At 73.3% G+C, this 22,688-nt stretch carries 25 protein-coding genes; 11 read left to right on the top strand and 14 right to left on the bottom strand.

What is annotated here, in order from left to right; genetic code table 11:
* Nucleotides 1-93: 93 nt before the first annotated feature.
* From ACLBYB_RS00125 to ACLBYB_RS00100, 6 genes are all read left to right on the top strand, one after another.
* On the top strand, nucleotides 94-1,071 hold the full coding sequence (locus tag ACLBYB_RS00125; protein ID WP_447697478.1) for a glutathione S-transferase family protein: 978 nt from the start codon (nucleotides 94-96) through the stop codon (nucleotides 1,069-1,071).
* 164 nt (nucleotides 1,072-1,235) lie between these two features.
* Nucleotides 1,236-1,703, top strand: coding sequence for a hypothetical protein (locus ACLBYB_RS00120; protein WP_020093640.1), 468 nt, complete (start codon nucleotides 1,236-1,238; stop codon nucleotides 1,701-1,703).
* Between the two features lie 82 nt (nucleotides 1,704-1,785).
* Nucleotides 1,786-2,700 carry a thioredoxin gene (trxA, locus tag ACLBYB_RS00115; protein ID WP_020093641.1) on the top strand — a complete coding sequence of 305 codons (915 nt, stop codon included), beginning with the start codon at nucleotides 1,786-1,788 and terminating at the stop codon, nucleotides 2,698-2,700.
* Nucleotides 2,701-2,749: 49 nt separating this feature from the next.
* The gene (locus ACLBYB_RS00110) at nucleotides 2,750-3,415 is read left to right on the top strand and encodes an LON peptidase substrate-binding domain-containing protein (RefSeq protein ID WP_020093642.1); all 666 of its coding nucleotides are present in this window, start codon (nucleotides 2,750-2,752) and stop codon (nucleotides 3,413-3,415) included.
* Between the two features lie 12 nt (nucleotides 3,416-3,427).
* Entirely contained in the window at nucleotides 3,428-3,634 is a 207-nt protein-coding gene (locus tag ACLBYB_RS00105) for a Trm112 family protein (RefSeq protein ID WP_042671780.1), read from the top strand.
* Between the two features lie 500 nt (nucleotides 3,635-4,134).
* Nucleotides 4,135-4,524: a hypothetical protein gene (locus ACLBYB_RS00100; RefSeq protein ID WP_020093644.1), complete on the top strand. Its 390-nt coding sequence runs from the start codon at nucleotides 4,135-4,137 to the stop codon at nucleotides 4,522-4,524.
* Nucleotides 4,525-4,530: 6 nt separating this feature from the next.
* Here the strand turns inward: ACLBYB_RS00100 and ACLBYB_RS00095 are convergent, their stop codons facing one another.
* The 7 genes from ACLBYB_RS00095 to ACLBYB_RS00065 all read right to left on the bottom strand — a co-directional run bounded on the left by ACLBYB_RS00095 (nucleotide 4,531) and on the right by ACLBYB_RS00065 (nucleotide 11,904).
* On the bottom strand, nucleotides 4,531-4,893 hold the full coding sequence (locus tag ACLBYB_RS00095; RefSeq protein ID WP_020093645.1) for a SpoIIAA family protein: 363 nt from the start codon (nucleotides 4,891-4,893) through the stop codon (nucleotides 4,531-4,533).
* 177 nt (nucleotides 4,894-5,070) lie between these two features.
* On the bottom strand, nucleotides 5,071-7,260 hold the full coding sequence (locus tag ACLBYB_RS00090) for a primosomal protein N' (protein WP_447697477.1): 2,190 nt from the start codon (nucleotides 7,258-7,260) through the stop codon (nucleotides 5,071-5,073).
* A gap of 65 nt (nucleotides 7,261-7,325) precedes the next feature.
* Nucleotides 7,326-8,492: an MFS transporter gene (locus tag ACLBYB_RS00085; protein ID WP_447697476.1), complete on the bottom strand. Its 1,167-nt coding sequence runs from the start codon at nucleotides 8,490-8,492 to the stop codon at nucleotides 7,326-7,328.
* A 55-nt stretch (nucleotides 8,493-8,547) separates the two neighbouring features.
* Complete coding sequence (locus ACLBYB_RS00080; RefSeq protein ID WP_020093648.1) at nucleotides 8,548-8,805, bottom strand: hypothetical protein; 258 nt, start codon at nucleotides 8,803-8,805, stop codon at nucleotides 8,548-8,550.
* A gap of 149 nt (nucleotides 8,806-8,954) precedes the next feature.
* Nucleotides 8,955-10,067, bottom strand: coding sequence for an alpha/beta hydrolase (locus tag ACLBYB_RS00075; protein WP_447697475.1), 1,113 nt, complete (start codon nucleotides 10,065-10,067; stop codon nucleotides 8,955-8,957).
* A gap of 124 nt (nucleotides 10,068-10,191) precedes the next feature.
* The gene (locus tag ACLBYB_RS00070; RefSeq protein WP_447697474.1) at nucleotides 10,192-11,481 is read right to left on the bottom strand and encodes an App1 family protein; all 1,290 of its coding nucleotides are present in this window, start codon (nucleotides 11,479-11,481) and stop codon (nucleotides 10,192-10,194) included.
* Between the two features lie 24 nt (nucleotides 11,482-11,505).
* Nucleotides 11,506-11,904 (bottom strand): DUF3775 domain-containing protein, encoded by a 399-nt coding sequence (locus ACLBYB_RS00065; RefSeq protein ID WP_042671771.1) that lies wholly within the window; start codon nucleotides 11,902-11,904, stop codon nucleotides 11,506-11,508.
* Between the two features lie 192 nt (nucleotides 11,905-12,096).
* Here ACLBYB_RS00065 and ACLBYB_RS00060 point away from each other — a divergent pair, with 192 nt between their 5' ends.
* The gene (locus ACLBYB_RS00060; protein ID WP_447697473.1) at nucleotides 12,097-13,701 is read left to right on the top strand and encodes a hypothetical protein; all 1,605 of its coding nucleotides are present in this window, start codon (nucleotides 12,097-12,099) and stop codon (nucleotides 13,699-13,701) included.
* 60 nt (nucleotides 13,702-13,761) lie between these two features.
* The gene (locus ACLBYB_RS00055) at nucleotides 13,762-15,084 is read left to right on the top strand and encodes an HlyC/CorC family transporter (RefSeq protein WP_447697472.1); all 1,323 of its coding nucleotides are present in this window, start codon (nucleotides 13,762-13,764) and stop codon (nucleotides 15,082-15,084) included.
* 63 nt (nucleotides 15,085-15,147) lie between these two features.
* Here the strand turns inward: ACLBYB_RS00055 and ACLBYB_RS00050 are convergent, their stop codons facing one another.
* Entirely contained in the window at nucleotides 15,148-16,536 is a 1,389-nt protein-coding gene (locus ACLBYB_RS00050) for an aminotransferase (RefSeq protein WP_056525505.1), read from the bottom strand.
* A 146-nt stretch (nucleotides 16,537-16,682) separates the two neighbouring features.
* Here ACLBYB_RS00050 and ACLBYB_RS00045 point away from each other — a divergent pair, with 146 nt between their 5' ends.
* A complete protein-coding gene (locus tag ACLBYB_RS00045) occupies nucleotides 16,683-17,216 on the top strand; it encodes a hypothetical protein (RefSeq protein WP_042671766.1) in 534 nt (177 codons plus the stop codon).
* A 30-nt stretch (nucleotides 17,217-17,246) separates the two neighbouring features.
* On the opposite strand, the gene ACLBYB_RS00040 is transcribed toward ACLBYB_RS00045, so the two are convergent.
* Nucleotides 17,247-17,507: a DUF6894 family protein gene (locus tag ACLBYB_RS00040; protein ID WP_042671770.1), complete on the bottom strand. Its 261-nt coding sequence runs from the start codon at nucleotides 17,505-17,507 to the stop codon at nucleotides 17,247-17,249.
* A 224-nt stretch (nucleotides 17,508-17,731) separates the two neighbouring features.
* Here ACLBYB_RS00040 and ACLBYB_RS00035 point away from each other — a divergent pair, with 224 nt between their 5' ends.
* Complete coding sequence (locus tag ACLBYB_RS00035; RefSeq protein ID WP_132366862.1) at nucleotides 17,732-18,223, top strand: glutathione peroxidase; 492 nt, start codon at nucleotides 17,732-17,734, stop codon at nucleotides 18,221-18,223.
* Between the two features lie 12 nt (nucleotides 18,224-18,235).
* Here the strand turns inward: ACLBYB_RS00035 and ACLBYB_RS00030 are convergent, their stop codons facing one another.
* The 4 genes from ACLBYB_RS00030 to ACLBYB_RS00015 form a co-directional block, all read right to left on the bottom strand.
* Nucleotides 18,236-18,556, bottom strand: coding sequence for a hypothetical protein (locus ACLBYB_RS00030; protein WP_331298521.1), 321 nt, complete (start codon nucleotides 18,554-18,556; stop codon nucleotides 18,236-18,238).
* A gap of 138 nt (nucleotides 18,557-18,694) precedes the next feature.
* Entirely contained in the window at nucleotides 18,695-19,486 is a 792-nt protein-coding gene (locus ACLBYB_RS00025; protein ID WP_447697471.1) for an ATP12 family chaperone protein, read from the bottom strand.
* Between the two features lie 46 nt (nucleotides 19,487-19,532).
* Nucleotides 19,533-20,198 (bottom strand): HAD-IA family hydrolase, encoded by a 666-nt coding sequence (locus tag ACLBYB_RS00020; protein WP_020093660.1) that lies wholly within the window; start codon nucleotides 20,196-20,198, stop codon nucleotides 19,533-19,535.
* 70 nt (nucleotides 20,199-20,268) lie between these two features.
* Nucleotides 20,269-20,649 (bottom strand): hypothetical protein, encoded by a 381-nt coding sequence (locus tag ACLBYB_RS00015; RefSeq protein WP_447697470.1) that lies wholly within the window; start codon nucleotides 20,647-20,649, stop codon nucleotides 20,269-20,271.
* A gap of 201 nt (nucleotides 20,650-20,850) precedes the next feature.
* Here ACLBYB_RS00015 and ACLBYB_RS00010 point away from each other — a divergent pair, with 201 nt between their 5' ends.
* Complete coding sequence (locus ACLBYB_RS00010) at nucleotides 20,851-21,564, top strand: alpha/beta fold hydrolase (RefSeq protein ID WP_447697469.1); 714 nt, start codon at nucleotides 20,851-20,853, stop codon at nucleotides 21,562-21,564.
* Here ACLBYB_RS00010 and ACLBYB_RS00005 read toward each other — a convergent pair.
* Nucleotides 21,531-22,688 (bottom strand): RluA family pseudouridine synthase (locus ACLBYB_RS00005; RefSeq protein WP_447697468.1); only part of this gene is annotated, 1,158 nt, incomplete at its 5' end. The genes ACLBYB_RS00010 and ACLBYB_RS00005 overlap by 34 nt on opposite strands.

Below are 22,688 nucleotides of genomic sequence, written 5' to 3'. Positions count from 1 at the left end.
TGCCTTGCGTGGCGTTCGCGGGCGGACGCGTCCCTTCACACCGACCGCGCGAGGCCCATCTCGGTCGGACCTCTCGGACAGGCGGAGACGACGATGGGCTTCCTCGTAGACGGCATCTGGCGCGACCAGTGGTACGATACCGCCGCCACGGGCGGCCGCTTCGAGCGCAAGGCCTCCGCCTTCCGCAACTGGGTCACCGCCGACGGGTCGGCGGGCCCCTCCGGCGCGGGCGGCTTCCGCGGCGAGCCGGGGCGCTACCATCTCTACGTGTCCCTGGCCTGTCCGTGGGCGCACCGCACACTCATCGGCCGGACCCTGAAGGGGCTGGAGGACGCGATCTCCGTCTCGGTGGTCGACCCGCACATGGGCGCGGAGGGCTGGGTCTTCGGCGACACGCCGGGCGCGACGCCCGACCCGATCCACGGCGCCCGGCGCCTCTACGAGGTCTACCTGGCGGCGGACCCGTCCTACAGCGGCCGGGTCACCGTCCCGACCCTCTGGGACCGGGAGCGCGCCACCATCGTGTCGAACGAATCCGCCGAGATCCTGCGGATGCTGAACGACGCCTTCGGGGGCACCGGCCCCGACCTCTATCCCCCGGACCTGCGCGCCGAGATCGACGCCGTGAACGGCCGCGTCTACGACCGCGTGAACAACGGCGTCTACAAGGCGGGCTTCGCGACGACGCAGGAGGCCTACGCCCAGGCCTTCGAGGCGCTGTTCGCGGAACTCGACGCGCTCGAGGCGCGCCTCGAGCGGAGCCGCTACCTCTGCGGGGACCGGCTGACCGAGGCCGACATCCGGCTGTTCACGACGCTGGTGCGGTTCGACGCGGTCTATGTCGGGCACTTCAAGTGCAACAGGCGCCGGATCGCCGACTACCCGAACCTGTCGAACTACCTCCGCGACCTCTACGCGCTGCCGGGCGTCGCGCCGACCGTGAACCTCACCCACATCAAGCGGCACTATTACGAGAGCCATCCGACCATCAATCCGACGGGGATCGTGCCCCTCGGGCCCGACCTCGACCTCGCCGCGCCGAACGACCGGGCCCTGCGGTTCGCGGGCTAGCGGGCCGCCCCGCCCGGCGTCCCTGCCGCGCCCGTGCGGGTGGGTTGAGGGCGTCCGGCGCGTCCGCGACCCACCTCCCGTCGCGCCGGTCCGGGGGCCGTGCCCCTCGACGGCGTGCGCGGCGCGCCTAGTTCGGCTCTCAACCGGAGGATGCCCGACACGCCATGACCAACAGCCTGCGCCTCGCGCTGCTCTGCGCCCTCGTCAGCCTGCCCTCGGCGGCCCGCGCCCAGGCGGCACTGCGGCTGGAAGGGACCTGCGAGAAGCTCGTCATCGGCACGCAGGACCTGAGCGCGGCCTGCAGCAACGTCCTGACGAACGCGGTGAGCCGCAACCGCACGAGCTTCGACTTCACGACCTCCGACGGTCAGACCCTCAGCTTCAGCGGCAACGGCGCCCAGCAGGAGGCCACCGAGGAGACCGATCCGCTGCAGCCGATCAACGTCGTCACCACGGGCAAGGACGGCGCCCCGATCCTCGCGATCGGCGCCTGCCGCTTCTCGACCCCGGAAGCCGGGCGCACCGCGATCACCTGCGAGGCCAGCACCGCCGACGGGCGTCCCTTCGCTGGCACGTTCGTGACCGCCGCCAAGGCGGCGGCGGGCGCGCCGGCTGCCGCGCCGCCGCGCTGAGGATCCAGGCCTCCGGGCTGGTCAGACCGGGGCGGAAGCCCCATTTAAGGCGCTCCACGAAAAAGGTTCCGAAGCCAGACCGATGCTCAACGACACCCTCGCCGCGGGCGGTACCCCGGCCGGCGACACCGGCTCCCTCATCAAGGACACGACCACCGCGAGCTTCCGTCAGGATGTCATCGCCGAGTCGATGAACCGGCCGGTCCTGGTCGATTTCTGGGCACCCTGGTGCGGGCCCTGCAAGCAGCTCACGCCGGTCCTGGAGAAGGTCGTCCGGGAAGCCGCGGGCGCGGTCGTCCTCGCGAAGATGAACATCGACGAGCATCCCTCGATCGCCGGTCAGCTCGGCATCCAGTCGATCCCGGCGGTCATCGTCTTCCAGAAGGGCCAGCCGGTCGACGGCTTCATGGGCGCGGTCCCGGAGAGCCAGATCAAGGAGCTGATCGCGCGCGTGGCCGGTCCGCAGCAGGACCCGCTGGAGGCGGCCCTCGCCGACGCGGCGGCCCTGATCCAGGAAGGCGACCTCGCCGGCGCCGCCGAGATCTACGCGGCCGTGCTGGAGCAGCAGCCCGACAACGTCACCGCGCTGGCCGGCCTCGCCAAGATGCAGCTCGACGCGGGCGAGATCGAGAACGCCAAGCGCGTCCTGGCGATGGTTCCGGAGGCGAAGGCCGGCGACCCGGCGCTCGTCGGCATCCGCGCCGCCCTGGAACTCGCCGAGCAGGCGGCGTCGCTGGGCGACCTCGCGGGCCTGCAGCGCGAGGTCGAGGCCAACCCGGACGCCCATCAGGCGCGGTTCGACCTCGCACTCGGGCTCGCCGCCCGGGGGGAGCGCGGCCAGGCGGTCGATCACCTGATCGAGCTGCGCAAGCGCGACAAGGACTGGAACGAGGACGGTGCGCGCAAGCAGCTGCTGCAATTCTTCGAGGCCTGGGGCGTGATGGACCCCGACACGATCCGCGGCCGGCGCAAGCTCTCGGCACTTCTGTTCTCGTGAGGCACCGGCTCGCGCGCCGGCCCACCGATCGGCCCCTCTGGGAGGCGCCATGAGCACCCATGCGAGCTACAAGGGCCCCGCGGATTGCCCGGCCGTGATCCCGGTCTTCCCGCTGTCCGGCGCGCTGCTGCTGCCGCGGGGACAGATGCCGCTCAACATCTTCGAGCCGCGCTATCTCGCGATGGTGGACGATGCCATGCGGACGGACCGGATCATCGGGATGATCCAGCCCGACCCGGAAGGGTCGGGCGGATCGAATCCGAAGCTCTACCGCGTCGGCTGCGCGGGCCGCGTCACCCAGTACGCCGAGACCGGCGACGGCCGGTACCTGATCTCGCTCACCGGCGTCACCCGGTTCCGGGTCGAGAGCGAGCTGGCCTCGATCGGCCCCTATCGCCGCTGCCACGTCTCCTACGACGAGTTCGCGGTGGACTTCGAGCCGCGGGCGGGCGAGGAGCAGGTCGACCGCGAGGGCGTCCTCAAGGCGCTGCGCGATTTCGTGGAGTCGAACGACCTCAAGGTGGACTGGGCCGGGATCGACGAGGCGCCCGACGAGGCGCTGGTCAACGCCCTGTGCATGATGAGCCCGTTCGGCGTGCGCGAGAAGCAGGCGATGCTGGAGGCTCCCGACCTGAAGACCCGGGCCGAGATCCTGATCGCGGTCACGCAGATGGAACTGGTTCGCGGCTCGGGTCCCGAGTCGCCGATGCAATAGGTTGCCCTACCGATGTCCAACGATCTCACCGCCCCCGTCGAGGCGACCCGCGTCGACCCGAAGCTCCTGGAGATCCTGGTCTGCCCGCTGACCAAGGGCACCCTGGAATACGATGCGGCCCGGCAGGAGCTGATCAGCCGCTCGGCGAAGCTCGCCTACCCGATCCGCGACGGGATCCCGATCATGCTGCCCGAGGAAGCCCGGCCGCTCACCGACTGAGCACCGCGAGTCGCTCCGGCCGTCCCGCGCGGCCCGTCACAACCCGAGAGGGCGGCGCGGCGCGCTGGTCGGCTGCCCGCGCCCGCGGACGGATCCGATCATGGATCCCGCCCGGCCCGATCGAGGCCGGTTGCTCGATCGCCGGCCCGCCCCGAGGCGCCCGAGGCTCTCCCGCGCGGGCAGGTTCGGCCGCGGTCTCGCGGGCGCTTTCCCGCGGGTCCGGCGATCCTCGACAGGCGCGTGCAGGACCTCGGCCGCCTCCGTCTCCTCCGTGATGAGCGGAGACTTGGACGCTCCGGTCGGCAGATCAGTCCACAGCATCGTCCGCAACGAGCTTGACTATTGGTCGGGAGACTGTCGGCCGTAATCTATCTTGAACAGGCGGGAGGCAGCCATACTCTTGCCGCTTCCATCGTTCAGCGTCGAGTCATCCTCGATCGATGATTCTGACCGTGCACGCCGCTTCCGGCGGTGTCCGCTTCGCTGAAAGATTGCATCGCATGACCAAGCTGACCGCGGTCGCGGCCCTCGCCGCCGGCCTTCTCCTCCCGACGTGCCTGCCCGCCAGCGCGGGGCCGAGCGCGCATAACGGGCGGTGGTCGGTGGAGCTGGTGACGGAGAGCGGCCTGTGCAGCGCCCGCTACACCTACGCGCTCGCGATCCGCGAGGGGCAGGTGCAGCTCATTTCCGGCAGCGCCGGGGCGCAGGTCAACGGCCACGTGCGGCCCGACGGCAGCGTCGGCATCACGGTCAGCAACGGGACGGCGAGCGGCACCGGCACCGGCCGGCTCCAGGCCGGCAGCGGCGCCGGCACCTGGAAGGTCTCGTCCCTGTGCTCGGGCCACTGGACCGCGCGGCGCAGCGACACCCGCACCGCGCAGGCCGACTGAGGTCGCTCAGGCGGCCGCGGCGAGCCAGCTCCGCGCCTCGTCGATGCGGGCGCGCTCGAACACCTTGATCTGGGTCGGCGACACGAAGTTGAAGGTCTCGGCCAGCGCCTTCAGCCAGGGCGCGTCCGTCACCAGGGCGACGTGGCTGATGCTCTTCATCATCGAGATGCCGAAGCGCGGGTCCTTGAAGAAGGCCGCGGGCTCCATGCCCTCGAAGGCGCGGATATCCTCGAGCAGCTTGATCTTGCCGCCCTTGTCGAGGTCGGCCTTCATCGCGGTCATCGCCGCGTTCATCTCCTCGTCGGTGATCTTCCCGTCGACCACGATCTCGGCGACATTCGAATCCGGCGTCTTGGTGTAGGTCAGCACTGATCGCTCCTCCGGGAACCGCATGCGTCCCGTAGCCGGTCTCCGACCAGGGTCCGCCGCCCGTGACCTGAGCCATACCCGATCGCGGGACGAACCGGTATGGCTCCGGACCCTCGCTCTGACATGCCTCCCGACGGCGAACCGGCGTTCACGAGACCGGGAGGCCCGCGAAGTCTCCTACAAAAAGCTCTGCGGGTCGACATCGATGGCGACCCGGACGTTGCCCCGCACCTTCGGTCCCCGGGTGATCCAGGCGCGCAGGTAGGCCTGGAGATCGACGTTGCGCTCGGTCTTCACGAGCAGCCGGAACCGGTAGCGGCCGCGCACCAGGGCGAGGGGCGCCTCGGCGGGGCCCAGGACCATCACGCCCTCCGGCGGCTCGGAGGCGCGGGCGAGCGCCTGCCCGTGCGCCTCCGCGACCTCGCGCTCGCTCGCCGAGACGATCAGGGCCGCGAGCCGCCCGAACGGCGGCAGGCCGGCCGCCTCGCGGGCCTGGATCTCCTCCGCGTAGAAGCGCTCGGCGTCGCCCGAGAGGAGCGCCGCGATCACCGGGTGGTCCGGCTGGTAGGTCTGGACCAGGGCGCGCCCGGGCTTCTCGCCGCGTCCGGCGCGCCCGGTGACCTGCTGGAGCAACTGGAAGGTGCGCTCCGCCGCCCGCGGGTCGCCCGAGGTCAGGCCGATATCGGCGTCGAGGACGCCGACCAGCGTCAGGAACGGGAAGTTGTGGCCCTTGGCCACGAGTTGCGTGCCGATCACGACGTCGCACGCGCCGGCCGCCACCGCCTCGAGTTCCTGGCGCAGACGCTCGGCGCCGCCGGGAAAGTCGCTCGACAGGACGACGATGCGCCGGTCCGGGAACATCTCGGCGGCCTCCTCGGCGATCCGCTCGACGCCGGGCCCGCAGGCGGTGAGATTGTCGAAGGTCCCGCACTCGGTGCAGGCCTCCGGCCGGCGCTCGGCGTAGCCGCACTGGTGGCAGACCAGCGCCCGGCGGAACCGGTGCTCCACGAGCCAGGTCGAGCAGTTCTTGCACTGGTAGCGGTGGCCGCAGGCGCGGCAGAGGGTCAGCGGCGCGTAGCCCCGGCGGTTGAGGAACAGCAGCGCCTGCTCGCCGCGCTCCAGGGTGCTCTTCACCGCGTTGACCAGCGGCGGGCTGAGGAAGCGGCCGCGCTCGGGCTGGTCGAGGCGCATGTCGATCGCGGCGATGTCGGGCAGGCGCCGGCCGCCGAAGCGCTCGGGGAGCAGGACGTGCCGGTAGCGCCCCCGCGCGGCGTTGACGCGGGTCTCGATCGCGGGCGTCGCCGAGGTCAGGACGACCGGGCAGCCCTCGAGGCGTCCGCGCACCACCGCCATGTCGCGGGCGTGGTAATGGACGCCGTCCTCCTGCTTGTAGGCGGTCTCGTGCTCCTCATCGACCACGATCAGGCCGAGCCGCGCGAAGGGCAGGAACAGGGCGGAGCGCGCGCCGACCACCACGAGCGCCTCGCCCTCGGCCACGGCGGCGCGCAGGCGCTCGCGCCGCTTGCCGCCGATCCCGGAATGCCACGCCGCCGGCCGGACCCCGAACCGGGCGGCGAACCGGTCGAGGAACTGCGCCGTCAGGGCGATCTCGGGCATCAGGATCAGGGCCTGCCGCCCGGCCCGGACGCAGGCGGCCACCGCCTCGAAATAGACCTCGGTCTTGCCGGAGCCCGTGACGCCCTCCAGCAGGACCGGGCGGAGATCGTCGGATTCCCGCGGCTGCGGCCGGTCCCACGGGAAGGGGGCGACGAGGGCCGCCACCGCCTCGGCCTGGGCGGGCGAGAGCGGCGTCCGCGGGAAGTCCGGGTCGGGCCGCGGCGCGACCGGCTCCGGCTCGACCGCGACGGTCTCGAGGACGCCGTCGTCGATCAGCCCGTCGACCACCGAGAGCGAGACGCCCGCCTCCTTGGCGAGCGCGCTCTTGCCGCGCAGGGCGCCGTCGGCCGCCGCGGCGAGCACCTTGGTGCGGGCCGGGGTCGGCCGGGACGGGGGCTTGTCGGTGAGGCGCACGGCGACGCGGGCGGTCTCGCCGGCGGCCGCCTCGTCGGGCAGCCGCAGGACCATGGCGAGTGCCGAGCCCTTCGGCGCCAGCGTGTAGCGGGCGATCCAGTCGACGAGGCTGCGCAGCGGCTCCGACAGGGGCGGGAAGGGGAGGCGGCCGGTCACGGGCCGCAGGTTCGAGCCGCCGGGCGTCTCGGCGACGCCCCAGACCACCCCGACGATCTCGCGCGGGCCGAGGGGCACCTGCACCACGTCGCCCGGGGCGAGGTCGAGCCCGGCCGGCGCCACGTAGCTGTAGGGCGTATCGAGGGCGAGCGGGATCAGGATCTCGGCGACGGCGGGCATGCGGGGCTTTTCGGGCGGGTCCGTTCCGGGTCCGTACCATAGGCGCGGGAAAAGAACCCGCCGCTTCAGCGATCCCGCAGCGCCGGCACGAGCGGCAGGGCCGCGAGACTCAGCGCCGCCATGGCCCAGAAGGCCGAAGCGCCGAACGCCCCGTAGAGCGCCCCGGAGGCCAGGGTCGCGGCCACCCCCGACAGGCCGAGGCCCAGCGTGCCGTAGAGCGCCAGCGCGGTCGTCCGGAGATCGGCCGGCGTCGACGCCTCGATGAGCCCCAGGCAGGCGAGGTGAAGGAGGGCGAAGCTCAGCCCGTGCAGGGACTCGGCGGCGGCGAGCCAGGGAAGCGCGGTCGTGGATGCCAGCACCGCCCAGCGCAGGGCGCCCGCGCAGGCCGCCACCGCGATGCCGGTCGCCGGGCCGATCCGCGCCAGCAGGGGCGGTCCGACCAGCAGGAAGACCAGGACCTCCGCGGCCACCGAGACCGACCAGAGCAGGCCGGCGGTGGTCGCCGGGATCCCGGCGGAATGCCACAGGATCATGGCGAAGCCGTCGTGCATCGCGTGCGCGCCGATCACCAGGGCGGCGACCAGCACCGTGCGGCGGAAGCGCGGCAGGGCGACCAGGGCGCCGAAGCCGTGCCACGGCGCCCCGGCCTCGGCCGCGCCGCCCGGAGCGGCGGGCAGCGGCAGGGTCGCCGCGCCGGCGGCCAGGAACAGGCCGCCGCTCGCCACGAGGGCGGCGGCGAGGCCGTGGAGGCCGATCAGCCAGCCGGCCGCGGCGGTGCCGACGATGAACGCGGCCGAGCCCGCGCCGCGGACCCAGCCGTACTGGAACGCCGCGCCGCCGCGCGCGGCGGCCAGGGCCAGCGCGTCGGCGAGGGGCGCCGGGGCCGCGGTGCCCGCCGCGTAGAGGAGCGCCGGCCCGATCAGCTGCGCCAGCCCGGCGCCCGGCAGGTGCGCCAGGGCGCTGAGCCCGGCCAGCGCGAGGCTCGCCGCCAGGACGGATCGGCCGGCCCGGTGGCGGTCGGCGAAGGCGCCGGCCAGGGGCCCGACCGCGAGACGCAGGGCGCCCGCGGCGGCGAGGAGGAGGCCGATCTCGCCGGGCGTCAGGCCGCGCGCGGCGAGGAAGCCCGGCAGGACCGGCGACAGCACCCCGTAGGCGCCGTAGAGCGCCGCGTAGAGGACGAGGAATCGGGCGAGCCCGCCCCACCGTCCCGCCCCTGTCGCCCGCCGCTCCATCGGCGGAGCGTAGCACCGGCGGGCGTCCCGGTGTCAGGTCCGCGCCGGGCTTTCGTCAGCAGGGTCGGCGGACGGCGTAGCGGTAGCGCCGCCCCTGCGCGTCGAGCAGCTCGCTGTCCGGCCCTTCCTGCCACACGACCTCGTCCTCGGGACGGGCCGCGTCGGTCAGGGTCGCCCCGCGGACGATGTCGAGGCTGAGGCCGAACCCGTAATTGGTCGCGGTCGCGTCGGTGATCGCGGCCGAGATGTCGGCCTCGTCGGGCAGGCAGGCGAACAGGACGCCGTCGGCGATGGCGAGGGTGTAGGTTTGCACGGATGGCCTCCAGGAGGCTCGAGGAGCGTGGACCGGCTGCGAGGGGCCGAACCTAGGCATCGCGGCCCGGATGTGAACCCTCTCCACCGAGATGCTGCATTGCACCATTTCGTGAGCACGAGCTCCGCGCGAGCCCGATCCGCCGCGCCTCAGCGACCCAGATGATCGTCGAAGAAGCGCGCCATTTCTCCGAAGACCTCCCGGGTTTCGGGCGCGTCCGGCGTGAACAGGTACTGGGCGTGGGACATGCCCTCGAACACCTGCAGCGACGCCTCGATCCCGGCGGCGCGCAGCTTCCGGTGGGTGCGCACCGTGTTCGACAGGAAGAGGTCGCGGGTGCCGGTGACCAGGATCGCGGGCGGGAGGCCGGCGAAGTCGCCGTAGATCGGCGAGAGCTGCGGCTCCTTCAGGTCGCGGCCGGCGGCGTAGAGCTTGGCGGCCGGCGTCAGGTAGCCGGAATAGCTGACGAGCACGTTGTCGAGCCACTCGTTGGTCCGGTAGCTGTCGCCGGTCTCGGTCATGTCCGACCAGGGCGTCCCGAGGCCGATCGCCGCGGGCAGCGCCAGCCCCTCGGCCTTGGCGCGGAGCATCAGGGCCAGGGTCATGCCGCCGCCCGTTGAGGTGCCGAACACCGCCATGTTCCGCGGCTTCTGCATGGACAGCATGGCCCGCCACACGGCGGTCGCGTCGTCCATGGCGGCCGGGTAGGGCGCGTCCGGCGGCATGCGGTAATCCACCGAGATGACCTTGTAGCCGCCGAGGCCGGCCATCAGGATCGCCTCTAGCGTTCCTGCCTCGCCGGGATTGTAGACGTAGCCGCCCCCGTGGATGTGCAGGAGCAACCGGTCGCGGTTGGCCTCGGGGATCTGCCGGGGCTGGATCACGAAGGCCTTCACGCCGCCGATCACCGCGGCCTCGCTGGTGACGCCCAGCTTCTCGCGGAGCGCCGGCAGGGTGGCGGCTCCGGCGGCGGCGAGCTTGTCGACCAGCGCCTTCCAGGCCGCGGCGTCCGGCGGGTTCGCGTTCCAGGCCGGCACCCGGTAGGGCGCCGCCACCGCGGTGCGGAATTGCGGGCTCGTCGTGTCGGGGACCGGCACGACCTTGGCCGGCACCGTCCGCGGTCCCGGGGCGGCGTTGGCCGCGCCCATCTCGGCCTCCAGCTGGGCGAAGCGCGGCACGGCCCGCTCCGCGGGCGCGGCCTGCCCGAAGGCGGCCGGGGTGCCGCAGGCGATCATCAGCAGCGCGGACAGGCTCAGGCGCATCTCGATTCCTCCCGCGGCAGCCCGTTCCGCGACCCGTCTCGGCGGGTGCCGGGCGCGCTCGGCCGATACCTATCGGAGCGGGCGGCCCGCGACAGCCGCCCGGGTGACGATCGCGGCCGCGCGGTCACGCACCGAGCCGCGGGAGCGCGGCCGGCGTCTCCGGCTCGACCACCAGGGTCGCCGGCACGGCGCCGTCGCCGGCGAGGGCCTCGGCGATCGCCTCCGGCCCGATCGGGTCCTCGGCCGCGTCGGCGACGCCCGACGGTTCCGGCGTGATCCGGGCGGTCTCCCGGCGCGGCCCGGTCTCGGCCGCCGCCGCGTGCTCGTCGGCGACGCCGGTCACCGCCCCGGGCGCGATCAGCCCGATGGCGGCCGCGTGCTCGGCCATGGCGACGCTGTCGGCGGCGAGCACGAGGCTCGATCCGGCCCGGGCGACGGCGCCGGCGAGCCGGACGATCTCCTCCACCCGCGCGGAGCCGCGGGACACGTTGCGGATGTAGACCGCCAGCACCCGCCCGGGATTCTCCTCGACGATCTGCGCGTAGACCTCCGGGTCGTGCTGGCCGCTGTCGCCGATCAGCACGAAGGGCAGGTCGCGGTAGAGGGCGAGCATGTGGCGGATCAGCGCGTGCTTGTGGTCGGTGGCCCGGCGCGGCAGCGGGTGGGTCCAGGAGAGGCCCCATTCCCGCAGGAACAGCACCGGGCCCGCTGGGATGCCGTGGCGCTGGAAGAACTCCGAGAGCATCTCGTAGAGACCCCAGGGCGCGCGGGACACGTAGAGCATCGGGTTGCCCTCGTCGCCGCCGGCGCCCGCGTGGAGGGCGCGGTAGAGGGCGGCGACGCCCGGGAAGGCGACCCGGCTCTCGGCATCCTCCACGAACAGGCGCCAGAGCATCTTGAGCTTGTTGGCGACGCCGGTGCGCATGACCGTGTCGTCGATGTCGCTGACCACGACGCAGCGGCAGCGGTCGGGCGGGATGAACACCGCGCCCTCGGCGGGGATCGGCGGATCGGCCTCGAGGCGGAGTTCGACCGCGTGCCAGTCACCCGTCTCGGCCGGAGGCGAGCGCGGGTGCAGGTGAACGCGGAAATAGCCGTCCCGGTCGGTCTCGACCCGGACGGCATCGTCGCCGAACCGGGCGGTGACGGCCGCACCGGCGATCGTCCGCCGGGCGATGCGGCGGCGGAGGTCGCGCCACTGCGCCCGCAGGGATTCGGGATCCTCGCCGGGTATCCCCGGCGACTGCCGGAAGACCCGGCCGATCAGGAACACCTCGTCCCGTGACCCGTAGCCGCGGTAGGGCTCGACCACGAGCCCGCCGCGGCCCTTGCCGCCATGGCCCTGCGCGCGGCGGACCGGCCGCGTGAGGACCCGCAGCGCCTTCGTGGCGCCCCTGCGCGCGCGCGAGGCCATGGCGACCGGCCCCCGTCCGGGCGCTCAGGCCTGCGGCAGTTCGGGGCTGAGCCCCATCGCGTCGAGGCCTTCCTCCAGTAGGTCGCCGGCGTCGGGAGAGCCCAGCAGTTCCCGCGCGGCGCCCTCGCCGGCGGCCTCGCGCTCGCGGGCGAAGCGCACCGCCTCGCTCCACTCCTCCGGCTCCATGTCGCCGCGCCCGACGTAGAGGAGGGCGAGCAGCTCGGCGCGCGAATCGTCGTCGAGCCCGGCGATCAGGCCGCGGACCTCGGACTCGGTGGCGTCGTCGGTGCCGGAGACCAGGACGTCGGTGGCGCCGTCGTCGATCGGGTTCGAACCCGAATCCGGGTCGGTGTTGCCCTCCTTCACCTCGATGGCGCGCAGCCGCGTGACGATGTCGGTGACGGTTTCGACGGCGATGTCCATGCGCTGATCTCCGGGCGCTGAAAGGGTCGGGCCAGCGGGGCCCTCAAGCCGCGACAACGGGCGAGCGGGCGCCGGGTTCGCCCCGTCCCCATCGAAGGGGGCTTGCGTGGTCCGCGCCACTTTCCGGCTCAGCGACCGTGAGTTAGAGGCTGCGAGACTGTTCCGACATCCGGATCGACATCGGCGATAGACGTGATTTCTACAAAGACTGCCACGACATCGCCTGCCGATACCGTCATTCCCCCCGCACGCGACGCCGCGTCCCGGCGCTCAGGCCGGCGCTCAGGCCGGCGCTCGGGCAGGCGCCTCGCGGCCCTCGCGGCGCTCTCGGCGCTGGCCGGATCCGCGCTGATCGGGACGCGCCCCGCCGAGGCCCGGCCCGCGGGCTACGAAGGCAGCGCCCCGAGCTGCTTCCTGACCGGGGGCGGCGCGCTGGAGATCTGCCGCGAGGGCTCGGAGGCCGAGGGCGTCCTCATCGCGCCGGCGCCCTGCGCCTTCGTGCGCGGCGTGCAGATCCTGCGGCTCGCCCGCTCCGAGGCGCCCGGCCCGCTCCAGGCCGTGTTCCAGGGCCAGACACCGGTGGCGTCCCGCCGGGACGAGCCGTGCCCGGAGCGGCGCGCCACCGACAGCCGCGACGGCGGCGCCCTGCGCACCGGCCGCACCTTCGAGGCCCTGGTCACGACGCTGCCGCCCTCGGCCGACCGGTTCTGGGTCGACCTGCCGGAGGAGCGCGCGCGGACGCGCGGCTGGTCCGAGCCGACGCCGTCCGCGGAGGGCATCGGCCCGCGCGACCCCATCGCCGTGACGGGCCGGACCTGGGCCGGCGAGGCCTACAGCTACGTCTTCCTGCTCGGGCAGGAGCGCGTGGGCGTCACCGGCGGCGACGCGGCCGAGCCCGAGCGCCGCGGCCGGCGTCGGCGCCGGCGGGCGGAACCGGACGCGCCGGCGACGGGCCCGGCCGACGTCCGGCGCCGCGTCCAGATCGAGGCGCGCACCCTCGACTTCCAGACCTTCGAGATCCGGACCCGCACCGCCGACGGCTACGGGCTGGCCTGGACGCCGTTCGAGGCGGGCGCCGGCCGCGGCCGGCGCGCCGACCCGCCCGTCCCCGCCGCGGTGGTCGACGAGGCGGGCAAGCCGGTCACGTCGGCCTGCACGGCGCCGGCCTTCGAGACCCACGGGCTCGCCGGCTCGATCAGCGTCGTCGACCGCACCTATCACTACGTCTACACCGACGTGCTGCCCGAGGATTGCGGCCTCGCCCCCGAGAAGCGCCGCACCGGGCTGTTCCTGCGTACCGCGCAGGACCTGTCGGGGCCGAAGGTCTGGTCGACGGCGCGCAAGCTCGCAGGGCCGCTGCCGCCCGGAACCCTCGTGCGGGTGGCCCGCGCCAAGGGCATGCCGCGCTGGGCGGTCTCCTACACGTGCCAGCGGCCCGCCAACGCCCCGGGCGGCCCGGTGGCGGATATCTGCCTGCAATACACGGCCGACATGAACCTCGACGGGATCGGCGCCCTCAAACTCTACGCCGATCCGGTGGAGGCGGGCCGCTCCTCCGCCTATCTCGGGCTGCGCTCGGGGGGCGACGGCAGCGGCCGGTACGACCGGAGCGCGCATTTCTGGATGACCGACGCGGAGGGCAACCTCGACACGCCGGCGATCTACCCGAACAAGGCGGGCTTCCTGACCTGGCTCGACCGGCTCGCCCCGACCGCCTCCGGGCGCGACACGTCGAGCCTGTACGGGCGGCCCGTCTACTGGGCGACGTGGACGGTGCGCCCGATCGGCGCGCAATAAGTCGCAGGAGGCGCTATATGGGCGGCCGACAAGCCGCGCGAGGCGTGCCTGACGGACCCGATGGAAACCCATATCGACCTGTGGTTCGCCGCGAGCATCGTGGCGATCTCGCTGCTGCTCTCGGCCTTCTTCGCGGGCGCGGAGACGGCCTTCACCGCCGCCTCGCGGGCCCGGATGCACGCCCTCGAGCAGGCGGGCGACCCGCGCGCCGCGATCGTCAACCGCATCCTGGCGATCCGCGAGCGCTTCATCGGCGCGATGCTGATCGGCTACAACATCGTGGCGATCGGCGCCTCGGCCTTCACCACCAGCGTGCTCACGGCGCTGTTCGGCAAGAGCGGCGTCATCTACGCGACCGTCGGCATGTCGGTGCTGGTCATCGTCTTCGCCGAAGTGCTGCCGAAGACGCTGGCGATCTCCAAACCCGACAGGGCCGCGCTGCTCACCGCCCGCCCGGTGGCCTTCGCGGTGGCGCTGATGGGCCCGCTGGCCATCGCCATCGAGCACGTCGTGCGGGTGATGCTGAAGCCGTTCGGCGTCACCATCGGCGAGCACCAGTCGATCCTCACCGCCGCCGAGGAGCTGCGCGGGCAGGTGGCGCTGATGCACCGGGAGGGCGGCGTCGCCAAGGCCGAGCGCGACATGCTGGGCGGCCTCCTCGACCTGTCGGACCTGTCGGTCTCCGACGTGATGGTCCACCGCACGAAGATGCGGGCGATCGACGCCGACCAGCCCTCCGAGGACATCGTCCGGGCGGTGCTGGCCTCGCCCTACACCCGCATGCCGCTGTGGCGCGGCACGCCCGAGAACATCGTCGGCGTCCTCCACGCCAAGGACCTGCTGCGGGCGCTCGACGCCGCGGGCGGCGACGCCTCCGGCCTCAAGGTCGAGGCGCTGGCCCTGGAGACGTGGTTCGTGCCGGGCACGACGTCGCTGCGCGCCCAGCTCAAGGCCTTCCTGACCAAGAAGACCCACTTCGCCCTCGTGGTCGACGAGTACGGCGAGGTGATGGGGCTCGTGACCCTGGAGGACATCCTGGAGGAGATCGTCGGCGACATCGCCGACGAGCACGACGTCACCGTCTCGGGCGTGCGCCCGCAGGGGGACGGGTCGGTGAACGTGGACGGCGGCGTGCCGATCCGCGACCTGAACCGGGCCATGGACTGGGACCTGCCCGACGAGGAGGCGACCACCATCGCCGGCCTCGTCATCCACGAGGCGCGGACCATCCCGGACCAGGGCACCGCCTTCAACTTCCACGGCTTCCGCTTCCAAGTGCTGCGGAAGGCCAAAAACCGGATCACCACGCTGCGCATCACGCCGCTGACCGCGGCGGGGCTGCAGACGGCCGCGCTGCCGGACGCGTCGCGCGACGCGGTGTGACGGCGGCAGGCGACCGCCGCGGCCGGGGTCCGCGCCCGCGCCGCGACGCGCGCGGGGCGGTCCTCAGCCCGGCATCGCCTCCAGCCCCTCGGCGCGGATCCAGTCGCGGGTCCGGTCCAGGGCCCGCCCGAGCCGGTCGAACAGGGCGTCGATCTCGTCCGGCGCGATGATCAGCGGCGGGCAGACGGCGACGCGGTCCCCGGCAAGCGCCCGCACGATCAGCCCCTCGCCCTGCGCGAAGGCGACGCAGCGGGCGGCCACGCCCTTCTTCGGGTCGTACTGCCGCTTGCTGGCCTTGTCGGCGACGATCTCCAGGCCGCCGATCAGCCCGAGGCCGCCGGCCTCGCCCACGATGTCGTGCCCGGCGAGCGCCGCCAGGCGGCGCTGGAACTGCGGCGCCTTCTCGGCCGCGCCCTCGATCACCCGGTCGCGGCGGTAGATCTCGATCGCCTTCAGGGCCACCGCGGCGGCCACCGGGTGCCCGGAATAGGTGGTGCCGTGGCCGAAGGTGCCGATCTTCTCGCTCTGGCCGATCAGCGCCTCGTAGAGCGGTTCGTCGATGCTCACGCCGCCGAGCGGCATGTAGGCCGAGGTCAGGGCCTTGGCGAAGGAGATCGAATCGGGCCGGGCCCCCAGCGCCTCGCTGCCGAACCACGTGCCGAGCCGGCCGAAGCCGCAGATCACCTCGTCGGCGATGAAGCGGACGTCGTACTTGGCCAGCACCGCCTGGATCGCCGCGAAGTACCCCCGCGGCGGCACGATCGCGCCGCCCGCGCCCATCACCGGCTCGGCGATGAAGGCCGCGACCGTCTCGGGCCCCTCGCGCAGGATCGTCTCCTCCAGCTCGGCGGCGAGGCGCGCCGAATAGGCCTCCTCGCTCTCGCCCGGCTCGGCGCCCCGGTAGTGGTGCGCGGGCGAGACGTGCAGGAAGCCCGGCAGCGGCAGGTCCCAGTCGGCGTGGTTCGCGGCGAGCCCGGTCATCGAGGCGCTCGCGACCGTGACGCCGTGGTAGCCCTTCTGGCGGGCGATGATCTTCTTCTTCTGCGGCCGACCCAGGGCGTTGTTGTAGTACCAGGTCAGCTTGACCTGCGTGTCGTTGGCCTCCGACCCCGAGGAGGTGAAGAAGATCTTCGAGGTCGGGACCGGCATCAGCTCCTTCAGCGTCTCGGCGAGCTCGATGCCCGGATCGTGGCTGCGGCCGGAGAACAGGTGCGTGAAGGGCATGCGCGCCATCTGCGCCCGGGCCGCCTCTACGAGCTCCGCGTTGGAGTAGCCCAGCGCCGTGCACCACAGGCCGGACATTCCCTCGATGTAGGAGCGTCCCTCGGTGTCGTAGACATGCACGCCCTCGCCCCGTTCCAGCACCAGCGGGCCGGTCTGTCGGTGCGTCGACAGGTTCGTGTAGGGATGGAGGAGGGTTTCGACGTCGCGGGTCGCGAGGTTCGAGAGCATGGTTCGCAAGGTCCTCGTGCGCGGGTGACCGCCGCCACACTACCGACCCGATGCCCCGTCAGGTAGCCCGGAGGATCCGCGTCCGGCCGTTGCCGGACGCATGCCGCCAGCGCTACTCCAGCACCGCCCCTCGCCGCGCCCGACCGATGCTCAATCCGGAAGCCTACGTCGCCCAACCCGCCCCCGGCCGCGCCTGCGGCGCCTGCACGCTGTGCTGCAAGGTCTACGACGTGCCCGCCGTCGAGAGCGTCGCGGGCCAGTGGTGCCGCCATACGAAGGCCGGCCAGGGCTGCGCCATCCACGCCACCCGCCCGGACCATTGCCGGGCCTTCCACTGCCTCTGGATGACGGAGGGATGGCTCGGCCCGGAATGGAAGCCGGACCGCGCCAAGATGGTGCTGAGCCTCGATCCGCTCACCCGCAACATGAACGTGCAGGTCGATCCCGGACAGGCGAACGCGTGGCGGCGCGAGCCCTATTACGGGCAGCTCAGGCGCTGGGCCGTGGCCTCGGTGCCCCTGCGCCGGCACGTGCTGGTCCACGTCAACAAGAGCACCACCGTCATCCTGCCGGACCGCGACGTCAGCCTCGGCATCGTCGGCGCCGACGAGCGCATCGTCACCACCGACCGGATGACGCCCCAGGGCCCGAGCTTCGACGTCCGGAAAGTGCCGGCCTGAACCGGGCGACCGGCCGGACCCGGGGCCGGCTCAGCGCTCGGTGCCGGAATGCCGCCGCATGACCGGGGATTCGACCACCAGGAACGTCATCTGGAACAGGATCAGCCCCGTCTGGTCCGTCACCTCGATCCGCCAATCCTCGCCGAGGGCGATGCGCTGGGCGTCCTGCTTCAGGATGTCGCCGGCGCGCCGGACGGCTTCGAGCCGGGCGGATTGCCAGTCCGGCAGCTCCGTTCCCGCGCCGTCCAGGATCGTGGATCCGTCGTGTATGTTGAAGTGATAGCGCGGCATCCACACGTCCCGGTCGGGTCCAGGCGGGGGATGCGAGTACCCCTCACTCGCGGCCGTGCCGAGTCTCGTCGCCGCGATTGACGGACTCGTTACGCCACGCGCGCCGGCTCGGCCATATACGGGGTTAGAGTCGCGGCCGGGATCGCCGGGCCGCGCCGCGGGCCGACGCCATGTCGCGACGCGCGAGCCTTGCGGATCCGGCCGGTTTGCCCGAGTGATCGGCCATGACGACCGTTCACGATTTCAGCGTCTCCGCGGCCGACGGAACGCCGTACCCGCTCGCGCAGCACCGCGGTCAGGTGCTGCTCATCGTGAACACGGCCTCCCGCTGCGGTTTCACCCCGCAATACGAGGGGCTCGAGGCGCTCTGGCGCCGGCACCGGGATGCGGGCCTGACGATCCTGGGATTTCCCTGCAACCAGTTCGGCGCGCAGGAGCCGGGCGACGCCGCCGAGATCGCGAGCTTCTGCGCGCTGCGCTACGACGTGAGCTTCCCGGTGCTCGCCAAGGTCGCGGTGAACGGGTCGGGCGCCGATCCGCTCTACGCCCATCTCACCCGGGCCCGGACCGGGCTGTTCGGCACGCGGGCGGTCAAGTGGAACTTCACCAAGTTCCTGGTGGGACGCGACGGCCGGGTCGTCGCCCGGTTCGCACCCGGGACGAAGCCCGCGGCCCTGGAGGCGAAGATCCAGGCTGCCCTGGCCGAGCCCGCCTGAGCCGCGCCCGCGTCAGACCGCGTCGAGATCCGCGGCCTCGGCGGAGACCGCGCGGCGCGCGTCGATCCGTTCGCGCACGCGCAGCACCGTCCGCAGGGGCGCGATCGGGAACGGGCGCACCGACTCGCGCAGGATGCCCGCCAGGAACCGGATCTCGGCAATCTTGCGCAAGGTGAGAGCGGGCGCGCCGGCGCCCTGTGCTCGGCGCTCGAGGTCCGAGAGGGCGTCGAACAGCGCGTAGCGCCCGTCAAGATCGCGGGAAAACTGTTTCGACGCGATCAGATTGGCCAGTTCGCCTTCAAAACTGCAACGGACAGGCTGATCGGAACGCATCGTCGACTCGAACACAATGTGCGTCGAACCCTAAAACAGTGTTCGCGCTTTGTCAGCCGCCGACGCGGGGCGGGCGCCGCGAATGCGGGATTGTTGCGCAATTGCATCTGCGCGACCGCGCCGAGTCGCGGCCCGGGCTCAGCCGCCGGCCGCGACGAACGCGGCGGCCGCCTCGAACTCCGTCCGGCGCGCCTCGAGGCGGGCCTCCGCCTCGGCGTCGCGCCCCCAGACGGCGGCCTGATAGGTCTCGTCCACGTGGGCCGCGGCCCAGGCCTCGGCCGGCGTCAGCCGGCCCTCGAGAACCGCCAGGGCGATCAGCAGGGAGCCGGTCAGCGTGGTCAGGGTGTGCAGGCCCGCCAGCCGGAACGGGTCGGTCACCGCATTCACCGCAGCGGAGAGCGCCTGGATCGTGTCGGCCGGCTGCGCGACGTGCATGACGCCCTCGCTCAGGATCACCCGCGCACCGAACGCGTCCCGTGCCCAGGCGAGAATCGGATCCCAGGCCTCCGCCTGGGCCGCCACGAGGCGCTCCGGATCCCCGGCGCGGTAGGCCACGAGATCGGTGCCCGCGTAGGCGCAGAGATCCGCCGCGACCTCGGCGAGGCGGGGCGTGACGCCGTCGATCGCCGTGTTGGCCAGCCGGGTCAGGGGCATCCGCGCGGGGTCGATCGCCGTGTCCTGGGCCTGCCACTCCGCCGCGACGCGCTCGGCCAGGGTCCGGCTGGGGAGACGCAGCGGGTTGCGGGCCGGCGTGTTGGCCGGACGTCCGTCCAGGGTCAGCCGGAACCCGTCGTCATCCTCGGAGAAGCCGGCTTCCTTGTAGAAGCGGTGGGGCAGGGTCGGCTTGGCGTGGCCGCGGGCGGCCCGGACCGGATCGGGCCTGTCACCGTCGCTCGGTTGCCCGAGCCAGTCTGTCGTCTGATCGCTCATGGAGGCGAGATAGGCGCTTCCGGCCCCGCGCGCGAGCCTCCCGCGATCAGGAGCCGGTCGCGAGCCCCTCGAGGAGCAGCGCCTCCAGCGCGGCGGCACTCGGGACCACCGTCACGGCCCCGGCCCCGTAGAGCGCGTCCGGCGGATGGTAGCCCCAGGCGACCCCGACGGCCGTCGCACCGGCCGCCACGCCCATGGCGATGTCGAAGGTGGTGTCGCCGACCATCACGGTGGCCTCGGGCTCGCAGCCGGCCTCGCGGATCGCCTGCTGCAGCATGGTCGGATCCGGCTTCGACGGCGCGTCGTCGGCGCTCTGGGTCGTGGCGAACCAGTCCGCCCAGCCGTAATGCGCGATCAGCCGGTCGACACCGCGCCGCGACTTCCCGGTGGCGAGGCCGATCAGCACGTCGGAGCGCCCGTGCAGCCGGGTCAGCAGGTCGGCCATACCGGGGAACAGGGGTTCCTCGTGGGCGGGGTCGAGCCGCAGGCGGTTGTAGGCCTGCTTGTAGCTTTCCGAGAGTTCCGCGACCGGGCCGTCCTCGCCGACGAGGCGCCGGAAGGCCTGCGGCAGCGACAGGCCGACCACCGACAGGGCCTCCCGCCGTCCGGGCGCCGGCAGGCCGTTCTCCGCGAACGCCACCTCCTGGGCCGCCACGATCAGGTGCTGGCTGTCGACGAGGGTGCCGTCGACGTCGAAGACGACGAGCCTCATCGCGACCGACGCGCAGGAAGTCGCGCCGCGAGCCGCCCCGACGGCGCGGGTGAAAGGAGGCGGGTCCCCGTCACGGCTTCCGGCCCGGCTGGGCCGGCGCGGCCGCGGCGGGCTGGCCGCCGGGGATCCGGGTCCGCTCGTAGCCGAGCCGGCACCGGATCAGGAAGCGCCGGCGCTTGCCGCCGCGCAATCCGCGCTGATGCGAGGCGCGGTTGCAGGCCGCGTAGGAGCGCCGCCGGCGCTCCGCGCGGGCACTGTTGGCGGTGCGCGGGGCGGCCTGCGCGGGCGCAGCGCCCGGGGTGGGCACCGGGGCCGGATGCGGGGCCGCCGTCTCGGGGGGGTGGGTGCCGTTCGCCGTCGGCGCCGCCCTGGTCGTCTCGCCCGGCGCGGCATGCGCGATCGGCCCGGTGAGGCACAGGGCGGCGAGGCAGGCCAGCATCGCGAGCTTCATGTGTCAGGGTCTCGAACCGCCGGGAACAGGCCCCGCGGCGGATCGGCGGGGCGCGGGGCAGCATATGAGGCGGCGCGGCCGGTTGCCAAGGCATGCGCCGCGCGGGACGCCCGGACCGCACCCGACTTTCACCGGAGATGCCGCGACGCTGACGGACGCTCGCGTGACGGTTATCTGGGGGACGGGAAGGGTGATCCGGCGATGAACCTCGTGCTGCTGCCCGGCTTCATGACCGATGCCGACCTCTGGTCCGACGTGGTCGCGCGCCTCGCCGAGGTGGGGCCGATCACCCACGGCGACCTCGCGGGGGACGCCGCCATCGCCGACATGGCGCGCCGCGTCGTCGCGGAGGCGCCGCCGCGCTTCGGGCTCGTCGGCTTCTCCATGGGCGGCTACGTCGCCCGCGCGGTCGCCCGGCTCGTGCCGGACCGGGTGGAGGCGCTGGTCCTCGTCGCCACTTCGTCGCGGGCCGACACGCCGGCCCAGGCGCGCCGGAAGGCCGCCGCGGTCGCCCATATCCGCCAGCAGGGCTACCGGGGCCTCAGCCGTGCGGCGATCCTCCAGTCGGTGCACCCGGACCGCGCCGGCGACGGCGCCCTCCTGAGCCGGATCCGGCAGATGGGCGACCGGCTCGGCGGAGAGGTCTTCCTGCGCCAGGCCGGGCAGGCGCGCGAATCCGATGACGACCGCCTCGGCGCGATCGGCTGCCCGACCCTGGTCGTGGCGGCGGCCCAGGACGCCCTGCGCAGCCTCGACGAGGCGCGGGAGCTTCGCGACGGCATCCCGGGCGCGACGCTGAGGGTGATCGACGGGTCGGGCCACATGCTGCCGCTCGAGGCCCCGGACGCGCTGGCGGACGCGATCGTGCCCTGGCTGCGGGCTCAGGCCTCCGGAGCCTCGACGATCGGGTCGTAGCGGGCGGCGTCGAAGCCCAGGAGGTTCCAGCTCTGCGCCATGTGGGGCGGGAGCGGCGCGCTCACGTCGACCGGCTTGCCGGTCCGCGGGTGCGGGATGACGATCCGCCGGGCGAGCAGGTGGAGGCGGTTCTGGATGCCGCCCGGCAGCTCCCAGTTCTCGACGGAGAAGTATTTCGGGTCGCCCACGATCGGGTGGCCGATATGGGCCGCGTGGGCGCGCAGCTGGTGCGTGCGGCCGGTGACCGGCTTGAACGACAGCCAGGACAGCTTCTGGGCCGCCTGATCGACCATCGCGTAGTAGGTCAGCGCGTGGCTCGCGCCCTCGTCGCCGTGCTTGGCGACCCGCATCCGCGCGTCCGCGTCGGTGGGCTCCTCCTTGGCGAGGTAGGTCGAGACGCGCCCCTGCCGGACCCGCGGCACGCCCGCGGTGAGCGCCCAGTAGATCTTCCGCGCCGCCCGGGACCGGAAGCTCTTGGCCAGCGTCGCGGCGGCGAGCCGGGTCTTGGCGATGATCAGGCACCCGGCCGTGTCCTTGTCCAGCCGGTGGACGAGGCGCGGCTTCTGGCCGTCCGGCCCCGTGAGGGCGGCGAGCAGGCCGTCCACGTGCCGGACCGTCCCCGAACCGCCCTGGACCGCGAGGCCGAAAGGCTTGTTGAGGATCATCATGTCGGCATCCTCGTAGAGGATCAGCGACCGGATGAAGGCGGCGTCGTCCTGCTCGCGGGCGGCGCTGCGCGGCCGCTCGGTGGGCTGGTCGAGGCGCAGCGGCGGCACGCGCACGCTCATGCCCGGCTCCAGCCGGTCGTTCGGCTTGGCGCGCTTGCCGTCGACCCGCAACTCGCCCTTGCGGACGATGGTCTGCACGCGGGTGAAGGGCAGGAGCGGGAAGCGGGCGGTGAGGAAGCGGTCGATCCGCATCCCGGCCTCGTCCGGCTCGACGGTCAGGGTCTGCACGCCGGAGGCGAGGGTCGCGGAGGCGGCGGCGCGCTGCTCGCGCCGGGTCGGACCGGGCGCGGGGGCAGAGGCGAGGGCCGGGGAGGGGGCCGCCGAGCGCATGGCCGGCGGCCGGCCGCCGGGCTTGCCCGCCGCGGCGTCGCGCGGTGCGGCGTCGCGCGGTGCGGC

The sequence above is a fragment of the Methylobacterium sp. D54C genome (assembly GCF_053345595.1).
This window is presented reverse-complemented; position numbering and strand designations above follow the sequence as displayed.